Raw genomic sequence first — 17,333 nt, forward strand, 5'->3', positions numbered from 1 at the left:
ATCCCCGGGCAGACGCAATACTGAAATTACAGGGAATCGTCAAGGCTTTAAGCGGACGTTTGTGAAAACTTCGTTGAGGACAGGTGAAGCGGGATAGCTTTCCACCTTGTCGGACAGGGCCAGCGCAGAGATAGGGAAGGCTATGGGCACGGCCGGTACCGACGCCGCTATCTCGGCATTGATGGACTGGTACAGGGTGTTGCGGTCATCGCCGTCGGGCAGGGCGCGGGCCCGCTCGATCTTGTGGAAAACTTCCGAATCCGCATATCCGAACTCACCCCTGGCTTCTCCGAAAAGCGGACCCAGGAAGTTGTCAGCATCCGCATAGGAGCCATTCCAGCCCAGGAGGTGCAGGGCGTGATCGCCAGGGGACTGCACCTTTTGGAGGTAGCCATCCTCCCAGTCCACGGGAACCGGTTTGATGTTGATGCCTACCGCAACCAGCTGGCGGCTGATCTCGGCGTAGATCTTCTCTGGCGTGGGCATGTAGGCCCGCGTGGCGTTCAGCGGGTAATAGAACTTCAGTTCCTCGCCTTTGTAGCCGGCCTTCTCCAGCAGATCCTTCGCCTTCTCCGGGTTGTATCCCAACGACGGGGCATTGTTGTTGAAACCACTGAGCTTCGGGGGAACAAATTGTGAAGCTTGCGCCGTGTTGTCGATGAAGAACCTGCGGATGAGCGATTCCTTGTCAATAGCCATCTCGATGGCTTGGCGGACCTCCAGCTTGTCCAAGGGTGCAACCGCTTGGTTCATGCCGAGGTACATCACTGAGAAAGGGTCACGCTGGATGATCTGGACGCCCTTTTTGACCAGTTGATCAAAGGTGCCGGACGTCACCAGATCGTAGGCGTCGATCTTGCCGTCCAGGAGCGCTTGCTGGCGCGTTTCGGCGTGGTCGTAAGGAATGAAATTGATAACGCCGATTTGGCCCCTGTTGCCCCAGTAGCCCTTATAGCTGGCCAACGTGATCTTGTGTTCGTCCCAGGCAGTGAATGCGTAAGGACCTGTCCCCACCGGATGGCTGGCGTAGGCGGACACTTCCTGGCCATTTTGCACCTTGTCCAGGACGTTGGCCTTCTGCCCTTCCAGGGCGGTGGGGGAGGATATCGCAAAGGCAGGCAGCGTCAGTGCCTGCAGGAAACCTGTGAAGGGTCGGGTGAGGTTGATCTGGACGTTGCTGGCGGAAACAACCTTGCAGTCCTTGAAGATCGAAAACACTGGCTCGTCCGAATAGGCCTTGAAAACACTTTGGAAGGAGATCCCGGGCGCTTGTTTCCTCAGGTCGGCGGGAAACGTAAACCAGCGGTTGAAGTTGGCACAAACTGCGGCGGCATCGAACGGCGTTCCATCATGGAAGGTCACTTTTTCACGGAGCTTGAAGTCGTAGCTCAGCCCGTTGTTGCTGTCTTTCCATTCCGTGGCGAGCAGGGGGGTAGTCTGCCCGGTGGTGCCGTCCACGCCTACAAGCCCCTCAAGGACCTGGCGGGTCACGCGGTACGACTCCGAATCTGCTGTCATTGCCGGGTCGAGGCCCAACGGCATGGATGCTGTACCGAAATTAAAGGTAGCCGTCGGCTCCGTAACTGCTGTGCTGCTTGCCGATGACGACGCTGTGGGCCCCGGCGTCCCGGTACATGATGACAGTCCCAAAATCACGAGGACTGCCGTGCACAGTATTCCCAGCCGCCCTATCTTGCTGCTTGCCACTCTTGTCCCCTCAAGCCGGTCGGAAGTGCTGTGGCCGGCTTCGGCCAGACCGCATTCCAGTCTAGTTGAACGCCCCGGTTGCCGGTTCAGGCGCGTTGCGAGGCATGGTCCCCGTCTGCTTGAGGAAAGAACACCCCCGGTCCGAATGAAGTGCTCAACGAACCGGGGGTGTTTGAAGAATCCGTGGTTTTTCACCACTGTGTTGCTGCCGTGTTGCTTCGTGTTGCTCCAACTGACGTGTTGTTCCAACTGCTGTGCGCAAGGGGGGACTTGAACCCCCACGCCCGAAGGCACAGGAACCTAAATCCTGCGTGTCTGCCAATTTCACCACTCGCGCTGGCTGGCCGCTGGACTGCCCTATGGGCTGACCGGAGCCTTCTTCCGGCCTCCAGTGTACCCGCTACTTGTCGAGTTTGAGGTCGCGGCGGAGCTTGGCGACGTGGCCCGTGGCTCTAACGTTGTACTGTGCCAGGTTGACCTTTCCGTCCGGGTCCACCACGATCGTGGAACGGATCAGGCCCATGTAGGTGCGGCCATAGTTCTTTTTCTCGCCCCAGGCGCCATAGGCCTCGGCTACCGAATGCTCTGCGTCCGAGAGTATACGGAACGTCAGCTGTTCTTCCCCTGCGAACTTGGCCAGTGCTTTCACGGAATCTGGAGAGACTCCCACTACTTCATAACCCGAAGTCTGGAGGGACGCGAGGTTGTCCCGGAAATCACAGGCCTCCTTGGTGCAGCCGGGCGTAGATGCTGCCGGATAAAAGTAGACAATGACCTTCCGTCCACGGAAGTCCGAAAGACTGACGTCGTTGCCATCTTGGTCTTGAAGTGTGAAGTCCGGGGCTACATCACCGGGAATAAGACGTTCCGCCATAATTTGCTCCTTGCTAACGTTCGCGACTCCCCAGCTTAGTGGCCAGAAGCAACGGCAACAGCTTCCACGCGCATATACTGTCGGCATGCCAGATATGGAGAGATGGCCCACCACGCGATTGCTTTCAACGGCTGCGCGACTCGTGGAAATCTCATGGAATGAAAAATTGAAGAACATCGGACTGACGCATGCCGGCGTGATCGCCATGGAAGTCCTTGCTGCGAAAGGGCCCATTACGCAGGCGGCTTTGGCTGAAGTTGCCAGGGTCAAGGCGCAGACCATGGGCACCACTCTTGCAAGGCTTGAGCTGCACGGGCATGTCAGTCGTCAGCGCAGCGACTCGGATCGCCGCAGTCACGTTGTGACGCTCACGGACGCCGGCTCCTCTGCTTTGGCCGAAGCAGTGCGGCTTGAGCAGGACGTGCTCGCCCTGGTTGAGGTCGACACCGCCCGGCTGCGCGACGAACTCAAGATCGTGGTCCGGGGACTTGCCGGAATGCCCGCGCTTGACCGCACGGCGGGGGACATCAACCCGCAGGTTTGAGGCCGAGCCGCCCGAACGGGCTGACTTATTCCCTTACCCTCGCCGGTGAAAGAATTTCCCGGCGTGGGAAAGCAGGAAAGGCCTCAGTAAGCAGGAAAGGCTCCGGATCGTAGCAACGATCCGGAGCCTTTCCTATTCTGTGCACCCCCCGGGACTCGAACCCGGAACCCATTGATTAAGAGTCAATTGCTCTGCCAGTTGAGCTAGAGGTGCAGCTATTGTTTCGGTCAATACGAAGGAGCCATATTCTCCATTGACGCCCGCAACGACAGATAACTCTACACCACTTTTCGACGGCCGCTAACCAGAATTATCTCAACGTGATGCATTCCACGAAGAGTAGTGTTCGACCGCAAGAAGGCAACGAAAAAAGGCCTTGGAGTGAATATCACTCCAAGGCCTTTCCTTGGTGCACCCCCCGGGACTCGAACCCGGAACCCATTGATTAAGAGTCAATTGCTCTGCCAGTTGAGCTAGAGGTGCAGCTGTCGATTTCGACCAACCCGGGGGCTTTTGTTCCCTCGGCGATCTCCGCAACGACATGTAACTCTACACGACTTCGGCGGATGAGGGAAATCGGCGGCGCCAAGGGTTGTAGGTTCACGAAGAGGGCCTCAAAATCAGCGCAAAATCAGGGTTTCTGTTGTTGCTGAGGACCCACAACGTCCCGTCGGGAGCCTTGGCGACGTCCCTCAGTCGACCATACTCGCCTGTGAAGTAAGCCACAGGCGAACCCGCCTTGTCGCCGTTCAGCGGGATGGCCCAAAGCCGCTGGCCACGAAGGGCTCCGGTGTAGGCCACGCCGTCGGCAATTTCCAATCCGCTGGGCGATGCCTCAGAGGTTGAAGGCCAAACAACCTTTGCATCAATGAACCCGCTGCGGCCCGGGGCTCCTGTCACTGTGGGCCAACCATAGTTGCCGCCAGGGGTAATGAGGTTCAGTTCGTCGTCCACGTCCGGACCAAACTCGCTCGCCCACAACCTTCCTTCGCTGTCCCACGCCAAACCCTGAACATTCCGGTGTCCATAGCTATAGACGGGGTTCTCACCGAACGGGTTGCCCGGAGCGGGGCGTCCTTCGGCGGTCAGCCGCAGGATCTTTCCGCCCAAGGCGTGTGTATCCTGTGGCTGTTCCCGGCGCTGTGAATCGCCGGTGCCCACATACAAGAATCCGTCAGGGCCAAAACGGATCCGGCCGCCGTTATGGGTTGAAGCCTTGGATATGCCGGAAAAGACCACCTCAGGGCCGCCAAGCCTCAAAGTGCCTCCGGGCTCTTCCGACAAGCGCATTCTGGCGATCCGGTTGTCGGTTGCTGACGTGAAATAGGCGTAAAGCCAACGGTCATTGGCGAAGGCAGGAGACAGGGCAAGGCCCAGAAGCCCACCTTCACCACCAGGTTCGACGCCGTCAACCTCGCCGATGGTCGTTGTCCGGCCGTCACGAATGCTTTTGACCTGGGCCGAATCGCGCTCGGACACGATGGCTGTGCCGTCCGGCAGGAAGACGACGGACCACGGCAGCTGCAGGCCGGCGTCGAGCTTTTGCTGTACCTCCAGTTTTTGTGGAACAGCAGGTGGTGCTGACTCAGTTGCAGTGTCCGTCCCTGGCGAGACGGGGACGCTGGAAATGATGGAGCCGTCAGGCGTGGCGGCCGAACCTGGCGACGACGGACTACCCGTGCAAGCTGACAGCAGGGCCGCCAGTAAGAAAGCGGCCGGAAGCAGGACTGCGGTCCGGGCGGGCATCAACCTGCCTGTTCTGTTCAGTGCCTGTTCCGTGGAGGAGGGCGGAACCCGGCCGCTTCCGCATGAGCGGCCGATTCAAACCACACATCCGCGGTGGCTTCGGCGTAGCCGGCGGTATCTTCATCGTGATAGGTCATGGTCGAAGCGTCCGCCTTCACCGGGTAGCCCTCGGGGCCACTGCCGTCTGACGCCGCTCCTGCAGAACCAACTCCGTATGGATGCTCGGCGGCGAGATGGCCCGTTGGTGTCGTTGAATCGTCGTCGTCCGTTTCAGCTGCCGCGGTTTCCGCCCCTGCCAGCGTGGCCGAGTGTTGATCCGTGTATTCGTGATGGTGGACGGCAGTGCCGCTTGCATCCGTCCACGAGGATTCCCACTCAGCCTTATCTGCGGCGTTGGCTGCTGACTCGTCCACTTTGGGCGAGTCATCGGCGCGCGTAACGTCATCCGCGGTCACTCCCTCAGCGGATTCAGAAACCGCTGGTTCGGAAACTACGGGCTCCGCCACTGGAGGCTCGGAAACTGCAGGCTCGGAAACTGCGGGCTCGGCCGCCCTGGGTGCAGATGCCGGCGTTCCGGCAGCCTCCCAGTCATCGACATCCCCGGCAGTGACCTGTGCATCCGTGTCCACCACTGGTTCATCGACCACTGGTTCGCCGACCTCGGGCGTTTCAATGACAGGTTCGTCCACCGGCGGTCCACCGGCAGCTTCGGTTTCGACGCGCGATTCCATACTGGATTCGACGGGGCCGCTGCCCTCAGAGGCCGCCTTCCCCATATTCGTAACCCCAGCCAGGCCCGCTACGCCAGCCACCGCCGCGGCTGTATCGGGCATCGACATCGTGTCGCTGGGTTCCATGGCAGCGGGTGCGGCAGTGCCCGGCCGCCCGGGAGCCCCGGTGCCAGAGGCAGTGCCCAATGGTGCACTTGAGGAATTCCTGGCGTTGTTGCGGCTCAGGAGCCACCAAACAATCGCGACGATCAGCACAATAACAATGACCCAAATCAACCAGTCCATGGTGAGGCCCTTCTGCTCACAGGGTGCAGTTAGTGGTATTTCCGACGTTACGTGGCTGCAAATGGGGTGTCCAGCGTTTCGGGGCCGTCCAACCCTGGTTGTGATGCAGTTGGTGACGTCGTGGAAATGGCAGGATTTTCCGTCGGTGACGAGGAAATATTCTTCTCTTCGTGCTTAACCCGGCTCGATTACGTCGTGGGCCGCTGCCGTTGACACATAGACTTTGGACCATGAGCGACGCCACCCAAATTGCGACAGATACCAAACCGGACATCAAGCCCCGCAGCAGGGTCGTGACCGACGGAATTCACGCCGCGCCCGCGCGTGGCATGTTCCGTGCAGTGGGGATGGGGGATGACGACTTCGCCAAACCGCAAATTGGTGTCGCCAGTTCGTGGAATGAAATTACCCCCTGCAACCTTTCCCTCAACCGTCTTGCGCAGGGCGCCAAGGAAGGCGTCCACGCCGGTGGCGGATTCCCTATGCAGTTCGGCACCATCTCCGTCTCGGACGGTATTTCCATGGGCCACGAGGGCATGCACTTCTCGCTCGTTTCCCGCGAGGTCATCGCGGACTCTGTCGAAACCGTAATGCAGGCCGAGCGCATCGATGGCTCGGTTCTCCTGGCTGGTTGCGACAAGTCCCTTCCCGGCATGCTCATGGCTGCTGCCCGGCTGGACCTCGCCTCCGTCTTCCTCTACGCCGGATCGATCATGCCCGGATGGGTCAAGCTCGAGGACGGCTCGGAGAAGGAAGTCACGCTCATTGATGCCTTCGAGGCTGTCGGCGCCTGCGCAGCAGGCAAGATGAGCATGGAGGACCTCACCCGCATCGAAAAAGCCATTTGTCCCGGCGAAGGCGCCTGTGGCGGTATGTACACGGCCAACACCATGGCCTGCATTGGCGAGGCGCTGGGCATGTCCCTCCCGGGTTCCGCCGCTCCGCCCTCGGCGGACCGCCGTCGCGATGACTTTGCACGCAAGTCCGGCGAAGCCGTGGTGAACCTGCTTCGCCTCGGAATCACCGCCCGCGACATCATGACCAAGAAGGCATTCGAAAATGCCATCGCGGTCACCATGGCGTTCGGTGGATCCACCAACGCAGTCCTGCACTTGCTCGCCATTGCGCGCGAAGCCGAGGTTGAACTGACCCTGGATGACTTCAACCGCATTGGCGACAAAATCCCGCACCTCGGTGACCTGAAGCCCTTCGGCCGCTACGTCATGACTGACGTGGACAAGATCGGCGGCGTGCCGGTCATCATGAAAGCGCTTCTCGACGCCGGGCTGCTGCACGGTGACTGCCTTACCGTCACAGGCAAGACCCTCGCCGAGAACCTTGCCTCGATCAACCCGCCGGACCTTGACGGCAAAATCCTTCGGGCGCTGGACAACCCCATCCACAAGACCGGTGGCATCACCATCCTGCACGGCACCATGGCTCCGGAAGGGGCTGTGGTGAAGAGCGCCGGCTTCGACGCCGACGTCTTCGAGGGCACGGCCCGCGTCTTCGAGCGCGAGCAAGGGGCCCTTAACGCACTGGACAATGGTGAGATCCACAAGGGCGACGTCGTGGTCATTCGCTATGAAGGACCCAAGGGTGGTCCGGGCATGCGCGAAATGCTTGCGATCACCGGTGCCATCAAGGGCGCCGGACTGGGCAAGGATGTGCTGCTGCTGACCGATGGCCGCTTCTCCGGCGGTACCACCGGTTTGTGCATTGGGCACGTTGCGCCTGAAGCGGTCGACGGCGGTCCCATCGCCTTCGTCCAGGACGGCGACCGCATTCGTGTGGACATCGCTGCGCGTTCATTCGACCTCCTGGTGGACGAAGCTGAGCTTGAAGCCCGCAAGGTTGGCTGGGAGCCCCTGCCGGCGAAGTTCACGAAGGGTGTTTTGGCCAAGTACGCAAAGTTGGTCCACAGCGCCTCGACCGGAGCTTACTGCGGCTGATGCCTGACCCGGACTCCCCAACCTTTGGGTGGGGGAGTCCGGCAGACGGACGCCACTGTCCATATGGTGAGATACGATAGTGGTCAATTGACACGTATCTCACTTAGAGGGAACACTGAACGCATGATCTCATTCGTTACCGTCGGCGTCGTCGTACTTACCAAGCGCGTGGCTTAGCCCGACTGGTAACGAACCGTCACGCGCAACCCCTCGAAAAGCCGGAAGGCTGAGGGGTTTTTTTATTCCCCGAAGCAAGACCCATCAATTGAAGATCCACAAAGGAAGAGTCCGATGAGCAAAGGATCGCCGATCAGCCCCTCGCTGATGGCTGCAAAGTCCGCTGGAGCCCCAAAGGCTCCGGATAAGGTCGACCGTACGGCTGAGGCCGTCGTCGTCGACACTGCTGCACCTCTCTCTCCTGTACTTGGGCCGAACAACGTTGTACCCCCAACGGTGATGACCGGCTCGCAAGCAATTGTCCGTTCGCTCGAAGAACTCGGCGTGGACGATATTTTCGGTTTGCCCGGTGGCGCGATCCTGCCCACCTACGACCCCTTGATGGCCTCCAGCATGAATCACATCCTGGTCCGTCACGAACAGGGAGCCGGCCACGCCGCGCAAGGCTACGCCATGGTTACCGGACGGGTTGGCGTTTGCATCGCCACCTCGGGACCCGGTGCCACCAACCTCGTTACCGCCATCATGGACGCCCACATGGACTCCGTGCCGATGGTAGCCATTACCGGCCAGGTCGCCAGTGGCGTCATTGGGACGGACGCGTTCCAGGAAGCGGACATCGTGGGCATCACCATGCCCATCACCAAACACTCCTTCCTGGTAACCGACCCCAACGACATCCCGCATGTCATGGCCGAAGCCTTCCATCTTGCTTCCACCGGCCGCCCGGGACCCGTCCTGGTTGACATTGCCAAGGACGCCCAGGTAGGCCAGATGACGTTCTCGTGGCCGCCGAAGGTTGACCTGCCGGGCTACCGTCCTGTCGTCCGTGGTCACAGCAAGCAGGTCCGCGAGGCTGCCAAGCTGATCGCAGCCTCCCGCAAGCCTGTTCTCTATGTGGGCGGCGGTGTGGTCAAGGGACACGCCTCTGCAGAACTCATGGAATTGGCTCTGGCAACCGGAGCGCCGGTAGTCACTACGCTGATGGCCCGCGGCGCTTTCCCGGACTCACACCCGCTTCATGTTGGAATGCCCGGCATGCACGGTTCCGTATCTGCAGTCACCGCCTTGCAGCAGGCAGACCTCCTCATTACCCTCGGTGCCCGGTTCGATGACCGCGTTACAGGAGTGTTGAAGACATTTGCTCCCTTCGCCAAGGTGATCCACGCGGACATCGATCCCGCGGAAATCTCCAAGAACCGGACGGCCGATGTTCCGATCGTCGGTTCGGTGAAGGAGATCATTCCGGAACTGACCGAAGCCGTGAAGACGCAGTTCGAGCAGAGCGGTGCACCGGACCTGGACGCGTGGTGGGCGTTCCTGGGCAACCTGCGCGACACCTATCCCTTGGGTTGGACTGAGCCCGAGGACGGACTGACGGCACCGCAGCGCGTGATCAAGCGCATCGGCGAACTCACAGGTCCGGAAGGTATCTATGTGGCCGGCGTTGGCCAGCATCAGATGTGGGCTGCGCAGTTCATCAAGTACGAGCGCCCCCACGCCTGGCTGAACTCCGGTGGAGCCGGAACCATGGGATACTCGGTTCCGGCAGCAATGGGTGCCAAGGTCGGCGAACCGGACCGCGTGGTCTGGGCCATTGACGGCGACGGCTGCTTCCAGATGACCAATCAGGAACTGGCCACCTGCGCCATCAACAACATCCCGATCAAGGTTGCGATTATCAACAACTCCTCGCTGGGCATGGTCCGCCAATGGCAGACACTGTTCTACGAAGGCCGTTACTCGAACACGGATCTGAACACCGGCCACGACACCGTCCGCATTCCGGACTTCGTCAAGCTGGCGGACGCCTATGGTTGTGCCGCACTGCGTTGTGAACGGGACGAAGACATCGATGCCACCATCCAGAAGGCACTCGAAATCAACGACCGCCCCGTCGTGATCGACTTTGTCGTCAGCCCCAACTCGATGGTGTGGCCAATGGTGCCGGCAGGTGTCAGCAATGACCAGATCCAGGTTGCCCGCAATATGACCCCGGAATGGGAAGAGGAGGACTAGGCATGAGCCGCCACACACTGTCCGTTCTGGTCGAAGACAAGCCCGGCGTGCTGACCCGCGTAGCCAGCCTCTTCGCCCGGCGCGCGTTCAACATCAATTCACTGGCTGTGGGACCCACCGAGGTTCCCGGCATGTCCCGCATGACGGTCGTCGTCGATGCCGACGGCGACCTCATCGAGCAGGTCACCAAGCAGCTCAACAAGTTGATCAATGTGATCAAGATCGTTGAGCTGACTTCCGAATCTTCCGTACAACGCGACCACATCCTGGTCAAGGTACGTGCGGATGCCGCGACACGCCTGCAGGTAACCCAAGCTGCAGACCTGTTCCGTGCCGCCGTCGTCGACGTGTCTACAGACTCGTTGGTGATCGAGGCAACCGGTACCCCCGAGAAGCTCGCCGCACTGCTCTCAGTGCTTGAGCCGTTCGGCATCCGTGAAATCGTGCAGTCCGGCACCTTGGCCGTTGGACGGGGATCCCGCTCCATGAGTGACCGGGCGCTACGCTCCGCGTGAGCGTTGCGTCCAGTAACCGCAGCACCACATCAATATCTACGAAAAACCACTCAAGAGGAGTTACGCAAGTGACTGAAATGTTCTACGACGACGACGCAGACCTGTCGATCATCCAGGGCCGCAAGGTTGCCATCGTCGGCTACGGTTCCCAGGGCCACGCGCACGCACTGAACCTGCGCGATTCCGGCGTCGAGGTTGTTATCGCGCTGAAGGAAGGGTCGAAGTCGACCGCCAAGGCAGAGGACGCCGGCTTCACGGTCAAGAACGTTGCCGACGCCGCTGAATGGGCCGACGTCATCATGATCCTCGCGCCGGACCAGCACCAGCGCTCGATCTACAACGACTCCATCAAGGACAAGCTGACTGAAGGCAAGGCACTCGCCTTCGCCCACGGCTTCAACATCCGCTTCGGCTACATCGAGCCCCCTGCAGGCGTTGACGTCATCCTGATCGCTCCGAAAGCTCCGGGCCACACCGTGCGCCGCGAGTTCGAAGCCGGCCGCGGCATCCCGGACATCATCGCTGTTGAGCAGGACGCATCCGGTTCCGCTTGGGAGCTGGCCAAGTCCTACGCCAAGGCCATCGGTGGCACCCGCGCCGGCGTCATCAAGACCACCTTCACCGAAGAAACCGAAACGGACCTCTTCGGCGAGCAGTCCGTCCTTTGTGGCGGCGTTTCCCAGCTGGTCCAGTACGGCTTCGAAACCCTCACCGAAGCCGGCTACCAGCCGCAGATCGCCTACTTCGAGGTCCTTCACGAGCTCAAGCTCATCGTTGACCTCATGTGGGAAGGTGGCATCGCCAAGCAGCGCTGGAGCGTCTCCGATACCGCAGAGTACGGCGACTACGTTTCCGGCCCCCGCGTCATCACTCCCGAGGTGAAGGAAAACATGAAGGCTGTCCTCGCGGACATCCAGAGTGGTGCCTTCGCCAAGCGCTTCATCGAGGACCAGGACAACGGCGCCGTCGAGTTCAAGGAACTGCGTGCCAAGGCAGAGCAGCACCCGATCGAAGAGGTTGGCCGCGAGCTGCGTTCCCTGTTCTCCTGGCAGCAGCAGGACCAGGACTACGTTGAAGGCTCCGCAGCCCGCTGACGTTTTGCCCAGTGCCTTAGGCACTGAAACCGACGCCCGTCCGGCGAACAAAGCCGGGCGGGCGTCGCTGTTTCGCAGCCGCTCCTCCCAACACAGCGTCCTGTGAAATTCTTCACAACAACCTCAACCGGGCCGTAACATCGTTCACCGGCACCGGAATCCCTGTCCAGGTTCGATATTCTGGGCTGGTCCCGGCGTCGTGTCCGGGCCCCGCATCCGCTCCTTGTCCAGTACTGTCCCAAAGTTGTCCAAAGTAAGGTGCCACCCCGTGTCAGCCACCAAACCCGTCGTCCTCCTCGCTGAGGAACTTTCACCCGCCACCGTCGAGGCATTGGGCCCGGACTTTGAAATCCGCCAAACCGACGGCGCCGACCGTTCCCAGCTGCTGTCCGCCATCGCCGACGTCGACGCAATCCTGGTTCGCTCGGCAACCCAGGTTGATGCCGAAGCCATTGCCGCTGCGAAGAACCTTAAGGTCATCGCCCGGGCCGGCGTGGGACTGGACAACGTGGACATCAAGTCCGCAACGCAGGCCGGTGTCATGGTCGTCAACGCACCGACGTCCAACATCGTTTCAGCAGCCGAGCTGACGGTGGGCCACATCCTGAGCCTCGCCCGCCACATTCCCCAGGCGAGCTCAGCGCTGAAGAACGGTGAGTGGAAGCGTTCCAAATACACCGGCATCGAACTCTTCGAGAAGAAGATCGGCATCATCGGCCTGGGCCGTATCGGCGCCCTCGTGGCAGCCCGCCTTCAGGGGTTCGAAACCGAGATCCTGGCGTACGACCCCTACATCACGGCCGCTCGTGCCGCACAGCTCGGGGTCAAGCTGGTCACGCTGGATGAACTTCTGGAAAACTCCGACTTCATCACCATCCACATGCCCAAGACGCCCGAGACGGTGGGCATGCTTGGCGCCGACGCCTTCCGCAAGATGAAGGAAACAGCCTACGTCATCAACGTGGCCCGTGGCGGCCTGGTGGATGAGGAAGCCCTCTACATCGCCCTGAAGGAAGGCCAGATTGCCGGTGCCGGCGTGGATGTCTTCGTCAAGGAACCCAGCACGGATCTGCCTTTCTTCGAACTGGACAACGTGGTGGTCACCCCGCACCTGGGCGCCTCCACGGACGAGGCCCAGGAAAAGGCCGGTGTCTCGGTGGCCAAGTCCGTACGCCTTGCCCTTGCCGGCGAGCTCGTGCCGGATGCCGTGAACGTCGCAGGCGGTGTGATCGCTCCGGACATCCGCCCGGGCATCCCGCTGATCGAAAAGCTCGGCCGGATCTTCACGGCGCTGACCCATGCGTCGCTGACCCAGATCGACGTCGAGGTTGCCGGCGAGATTGCCGCACTGGACGTCAAGGTGCTTGAGCTCGCTGCTTTGAAGGGCGTCTTCGCCGATGTCGTCACGGAGCAGGTCTCCTACGTCAATGCACCTGTCATCGCAGAGCAGCGCGGAATTAATACCCGCCTGATCACCACCCCGGACGCCGAGGACTACCGCAACGTCCTCACGATCCGTGGTGCGCTCAGCGACGGTTCCCAGATCTCCGTTGCCGGTACCCTGACCGGACCCAAGCAAGTGGAGAAGCTCGTTGGCGTCAACGGCTATGACGTGGAAATCCCCATCAGTGAGCACTTGGTGGTGGTGGCCTACGCGGACCGTCCCGGTGTCATTGGCACCATCGGCCACATCCTGGGCATGAACAACATCAATATCGGCGGCATGCAGGTTGCACGCCAGACCGAGGGAGGCCAGGTGCTTGCGCTCCTGACCATCGACAGTTCTGTTCCGCAGCAGGTACTGGAAGCCATCAAGGCGGGCATTGGCGCCGACATGGTCCGCGAGGTGGACCTGGAGGACTAGGACTGCTCCTCATCAGCCAAGTTCGCGTGCCGGGGACACACCACTGACACGCAACGGTGGTCGGTCTGCTTACAATGGCTTGGTCCGGGATTCGGACCCGGCAGCAGGCCGGCCACTACTTTTTGCACATAGAGCCCGGAATTCCTTTGTGTTTTTCAAGGATTCACGGAGCATGTGTGCGCGCCCGCAATCAAGGTCTCAGGGAGCCCAATGAACGCCGTCCAAAGGTTCATCAGAAGCCGTGTGCTGCTGCTGACCGCGGCCATTTTGATCGTCGCGATGTGCTTGTCCGTCCTAGTCCAGAGCCAGTCACAGGCCGCTCTGAACAGGACTGTGGATGAGAACTCGCGGGGACTCTACGACATCCTGGTCCAGGCAAAGCCGGACCCCTCACAGGACGGGGACGGCGGTGCACTGATCCAGCCGGAAATCGCCAATGGGCAGGGCGGCATCAGCTTTGAGCAGCTGGAGAAAATCCGCACCATGGGCCAGACGGCAGTCGCTGCTCCCATCAGCCTCGTTTCGCGCGTTTCGCAGAACCTCGAGGCTCCGCGCCTTAATGCCATGGACTATCTGGGGTACAACGCCGGCCTTGCCGGTGGCATAACTGCAGGGGACCCCTCGGCCATGGACTCCAGCAAGTGGCCCGCAGCTGAATCCGTTTTGTCCGACACGCCCAAGAAGTATCGGCTGACGGCCTCCGCCACAAGCTCCGATGGCGTCAACCAGCAAACCCTTTTCAAGACGAGCGCCGAAGGCACCCTGGGCAAGGGCCGTCTGATCCAGGAACAGGCTGCCGGTGGTTCGAATGTCCGGATCGCAGGTCCCGACGGCGAGACCGGGATTAAGTTCCCCGCTCCAGCACTGGGCTCGGAGCACAACCTCTTCAATCTTTCGGTGGCGCTTCCACTGGCGCCGGAGGTGACTGAGTCCGTCGTCGCCGTCGATCCTGCCTCCGAGCGGGCGTTGTTGGGCTCCGCAGGTGATTTCCTTGCACCCCTGGAGAAGGCTCCGCCAGCGGACGCCCGCAATGCAGGCGCTATTGGACGGCACTTCGAAAGCCTCTTCACCAGCGGCCTCAGCATGAACCAGCTTGAAGAAGGACCCGATTTCCTGGGTGTGAAGCTGAAATACTGGGCCCCCTTGATGACGCAGTACCAGCAGGCAAAGCGTGACGGACTGCTGACCGATGACTCCCAGGCCATTCCGCTGATTGTTCGCTCGGGAACGTCCCTGGATTTGAAGTACTCGGTCAAGATCGAGGAAATCGACAACACGGGCAAAGTAGTCAAGGATGTCGGCACTGTAACGCGGTCCCTGGACAAGGATTACCTGCCGTTCGTTTCCAAGGCCCCGTTTGCCCTTGAATGGCCGGGTTCAACTGACCACAGCCAACTCCTGGGCAGTACTGCCTCCTTCAGCCAGGGACTTTACAACCCGGCGACCTGGAGTACTGCTTTTGCTGCAGCCCCGAAGTACAAGGAGGGCGACGAAGCCTCCAATGGTGCTTCGGACAAGACTGCAACGCCGGGGGACTGGGTGACAGTCAACCGCCTTCCGGAAAAGTCGTCCTTCGGCGCAGCGGTAGACCAGACCCAACGCAAGCCTGTGGATGAGCGCTCCTACCGGGAAGACCTGGAAACCGGAAAAAAGCCCGCGACTCCCATGCCGATGGTGTACGGCACCTTTAATCCGGCAGACGTTCAGGCCGCAGCCGGTGACGTCAACAAGCTCCCATTGGGCGGCTATGACCCGGCTCCCTTGACACTGAGCAAGGACGCTGAGGGCAAGGATGCCAATGGCACTGTCCTGAAGCCATCACTGAGCGCCACAGGTCTGGTCAGCCAGTCGGCCGGCGCCATCACTGACTATTACGGCCTGGCCGCAGCCCGTGGCTATGACACCAACGCCGACGTCATCGACGCCATCCGTGTCCGCGCCACTGCCACTGGAACGTGGAAGCAGGCCCAGCCGGACGTTGAAAAGCTCGCTGCCCAGATCCGTGAACTCGGCCTTGAAGCGACCGTGGTGGCGGGTTCCGCCCGCGAAGACGCCAATATCTTCGTCCCCGGGTACAGCAAGGACGACGCCGGCAAGGAATCCCCGCTGGGCACTGTCCAGCAGTCCTGGGTTCGGCAGGACGCGGCTGACGCCGTTTCGGGTTCGCTGACAGGGACTAACATCACCCTGCTCTTCCTGACGCTTCTTGGCGCCACGCTCCTGACTGGTGCCTCGACGGTCAGCTACATCCGGCAGCGCCGGAGCGAAGCAGGCATCCTGAGGGCAATGGGCTGGACGCAGAAGCGCGTCAGGTCCTGGGTGCTCGAAGAGTTCGCTGTGGGCGCGGCTGCCTTGGCCGCGGCAGGGATCATTTTGAGCCTGCTCAGTTGGAACCTTGCCACTGTGATCGTCTCAGTGACCATGCTCATCATCTACGTGGGCGCTGCGTTGCTGGCTGCCCAGCAGCTGCGTCACCGCGTGGAGGTAGACCAGGAACCCCAGCATGATGAACGCCTCGTCACTGTTGATTCGCCCTTGACGTTCGCCAACAGGCAGCTCACTACCAACCGTTTCAACTCAGTCTCGCTGGCCGTGGCGGTAGGCGTCTTCGGTGCCGCAGTGGGGGCCTTGATCGCACTGTTGATCGACATTCCCCGGGCAGCAGGAGCCAGTGCCTTGAGTGGGCTGGCCGCGGCGAGCATCGCCTTGCCAAGCGTGATCCTCGCTGTGTTCGGCGTGGTTGTGGGTCTGCTGCTCACACTCGTGACCGGGCGGTTCGAGCTCCACGCCAAGCGCGAGTATCTGGGCACTTTGCGTGCCATGGGCTGGAACCCGGACATGCTGGGCCAGGTCCGCTTCTTTGAAAATGCACTTGTCGGCACCGTGGCGCTTCCCTTGGGCGTCCTTGGTGCCCTTGGACTGGGGCTGCTCCTTGCTCCGTACGCAGCACTCTGGGCCGGACTGGCCGGGCTGCTGGCCGTAATTTGCTGGATTCCGATTGCAACGAAAGTAGTCAAATGACTGACAACCTCAACCCCGAGCTGACGGCGACCCCGGAATCCACGGACGAGTCGCTGCAGACACGTGCCAACACCATCATCCGGGCATCCGACCACGCCACACCCTTGGAGCTCAGCCGCGTCACCATCCACTACGGCGGAGACAAGGGCGGCGCCGAGGAAGTCGACGTCGTGGATGACTTCAACCTCACCCTGCACGCGGGCGAGATGCATTGCATCGCCGGCCGAAGCGGCTCGGGCAAGACCAGTATCCTGACCGTCAGCGCCGGGCTGACCCTGCCGACGTCGGGCACCGTGTTTTGGGAAGGCCAGTCCCTGGCGTCCATGGGCGACGACGAAATCGCTGACAGGCGCCGTGCCTTGATTGGCTACGTCGATCAGGGCGGCGCCTTGATCGACGGCATGAGCGCCCTCGAGAACGTGCTGCTGCCCGCCGTGCCGGATGGAGAAGTGGAACAGCGCACGGAGATGGCCAAGGACCTCCTGGACCTGGTGGGCCTCGGACGCCGCATGCGGCACCGTCCCGCCCAGCTTTCCGGCGGTGAGCGCCAGCGTGTGGCAATCGCGAGGGCCCTGATCCTGGGCACCCGCGTACTGGTGGTGGATGAGCCCACTGCCAGCCTGGACCGTGCTGCAGCCAACCGCATCATCGGCATCCTGAAGGACACCACGAGTGATGGCATCGCTGTGCTCGTGGCTTCACACGACCACGAACTGGTCCGGCTCAGCGATACGCTGACCGAACTGAACTAGTCCGCAAGACTGCTCCTTCGCCGGAATATCCGGCACAGACCGGACCGGCCGT

At 61.2% G+C, this 17,333-nt stretch carries 12 protein-coding genes and 3 tRNA genes; 8 read left to right on the plus strand and 7 right to left on the minus strand.

The window, feature by feature from the left end:
• Nucleotides 1-39: 39 nt before the first annotated feature.
• From AC1DCM_RS24980 to bcp, 3 genes are all read right to left on the minus strand, one after another.
• Nucleotides 40-1,707: an ABC transporter substrate-binding protein gene (locus AC1DCM_RS24980; protein ID WP_477520097.1), complete on the minus strand. Its 1,668-nt coding sequence runs from the start codon at nt 1,705-1,707 to the stop codon at nt 40-42.
• A gap of 255 nt (nt 1,708-1,962) precedes the next feature.
• A tRNA-Leu gene (locus AC1DCM_RS24985) sits at nt 1,963-2,044 on the minus strand.
• A 63-nt stretch (nt 2,045-2,107) separates the two neighbouring features.
• Nucleotides 2,108-2,581, minus strand: a complete 474-nt coding sequence (gene bcp / locus AC1DCM_RS24990; protein ID WP_477515129.1) for a thioredoxin-dependent thiol peroxidase — start codon at nt 2,579-2,581, stop codon at nt 2,108-2,110.
• A 94-nt stretch (nt 2,582-2,675) separates the two neighbouring features.
• On the opposite strand from bcp, the gene AC1DCM_RS24995 reads away from it, so the two are divergent.
• Nucleotides 2,676-3,125 (plus strand): MarR family winged helix-turn-helix transcriptional regulator, encoded by a 450-nt coding sequence (locus AC1DCM_RS24995; RefSeq protein ID WP_477520098.1) that lies wholly within the window; start codon nt 2,676-2,678, stop codon nt 3,123-3,125.
• A gap of 140 nt (nt 3,126-3,265) precedes the next feature.
• On the opposite strand, the gene AC1DCM_RS25000 is transcribed toward AC1DCM_RS24995, so the two are convergent.
• The 4 genes from AC1DCM_RS25000 to AC1DCM_RS25015 form a co-directional block, all read right to left on the minus strand.
• Nucleotides 3,266-3,338, minus strand: a tRNA-Lys gene (locus AC1DCM_RS25000).
• A gap of 194 nt (nt 3,339-3,532) precedes the next feature.
• Nucleotides 3,533-3,608: transfer RNA gene (locus tag AC1DCM_RS25005), tRNA-Lys, on the minus strand.
• A 117-nt stretch (nt 3,609-3,725) separates the two neighbouring features.
• On the minus strand, nt 3,726-4,871 hold the full coding sequence (locus AC1DCM_RS25010) for a PQQ-dependent sugar dehydrogenase (protein ID WP_477520099.1): 1,146 nt from the start codon (nt 4,869-4,871) through the stop codon (nt 3,726-3,728).
• Nucleotides 4,872-4,888: 17 nt separating this feature from the next.
• Entirely contained in the window at nt 4,889-5,887 is a 999-nt protein-coding gene (locus tag AC1DCM_RS25015) for a sunset domain-containing protein (protein ID WP_477520100.1), read from the minus strand.
• Nucleotides 5,888-6,117: 230 nt separating this feature from the next.
• Between AC1DCM_RS25015 and ilvD the strand changes: the two genes are divergently transcribed.
• The 7 genes from ilvD to AC1DCM_RS25050 all read left to right on the plus strand — a co-directional run bounded on the left by ilvD (nt 6,118) and on the right by AC1DCM_RS25050 (nt 17,281).
• Nucleotides 6,118-7,839, plus strand: a complete 1,722-nt coding sequence (ilvD, locus tag AC1DCM_RS25020) for a dihydroxy-acid dehydratase (RefSeq protein ID WP_477520101.1) — start codon at nt 6,118-6,120, stop codon at nt 7,837-7,839.
• 291 nt (nt 7,840-8,130) lie between these two features.
• Nucleotides 8,131-10,035 carry an acetolactate synthase large subunit gene (locus AC1DCM_RS25025; RefSeq protein WP_477515133.1) on the plus strand — a complete coding sequence of 635 codons (1,905 nt, stop codon included), beginning with the start codon at nt 8,131-8,133 and terminating at the stop codon, nt 10,033-10,035.
• Between the two features lie 2 nt (nt 10,036-10,037).
• Complete coding sequence (ilvN, locus tag AC1DCM_RS25030; RefSeq protein WP_216923893.1) at nt 10,038-10,550, plus strand: acetolactate synthase small subunit; 513 nt, start codon at nt 10,038-10,040, stop codon at nt 10,548-10,550.
• Nucleotides 10,551-10,618: 68 nt separating this feature from the next.
• Complete coding sequence (ilvC, locus tag AC1DCM_RS25035; RefSeq protein ID WP_263422329.1) at nt 10,619-11,644, plus strand: ketol-acid reductoisomerase; 1,026 nt, start codon at nt 10,619-10,621, stop codon at nt 11,642-11,644.
• Nucleotides 11,645-11,912: 268 nt separating this feature from the next.
• Nucleotides 11,913-13,508: a phosphoglycerate dehydrogenase gene (gene serA, locus AC1DCM_RS25040; protein ID WP_216923891.1), complete on the plus strand. Its 1,596-nt coding sequence runs from the start codon at nt 11,913-11,915 to the stop codon at nt 13,506-13,508.
• A 210-nt stretch (nt 13,509-13,718) separates the two neighbouring features.
• The gene (locus AC1DCM_RS25045) at nt 13,719-16,529 is read left to right on the plus strand and encodes an FtsX-like permease family protein (protein ID WP_477520102.1); all 2,811 of its coding nucleotides are present in this window, start codon (nt 13,719-13,721) and stop codon (nt 16,527-16,529) included.
• The gene (locus AC1DCM_RS25050; RefSeq protein ID WP_431115569.1) at nt 16,526-17,281 is read left to right on the plus strand and encodes an ABC transporter ATP-binding protein; all 756 of its coding nucleotides are present in this window, start codon (nt 16,526-16,528) and stop codon (nt 17,279-17,281) included. The genes AC1DCM_RS25045 and AC1DCM_RS25050 overlap by 4 nt, the downstream gene beginning before the upstream one ends.
• The last annotated feature ends 52 nt before the right edge of the window (nt 17,282-17,333 follow it).

This window comes from Paenarthrobacter sp. 10N417, assembly GCF_056394745.1.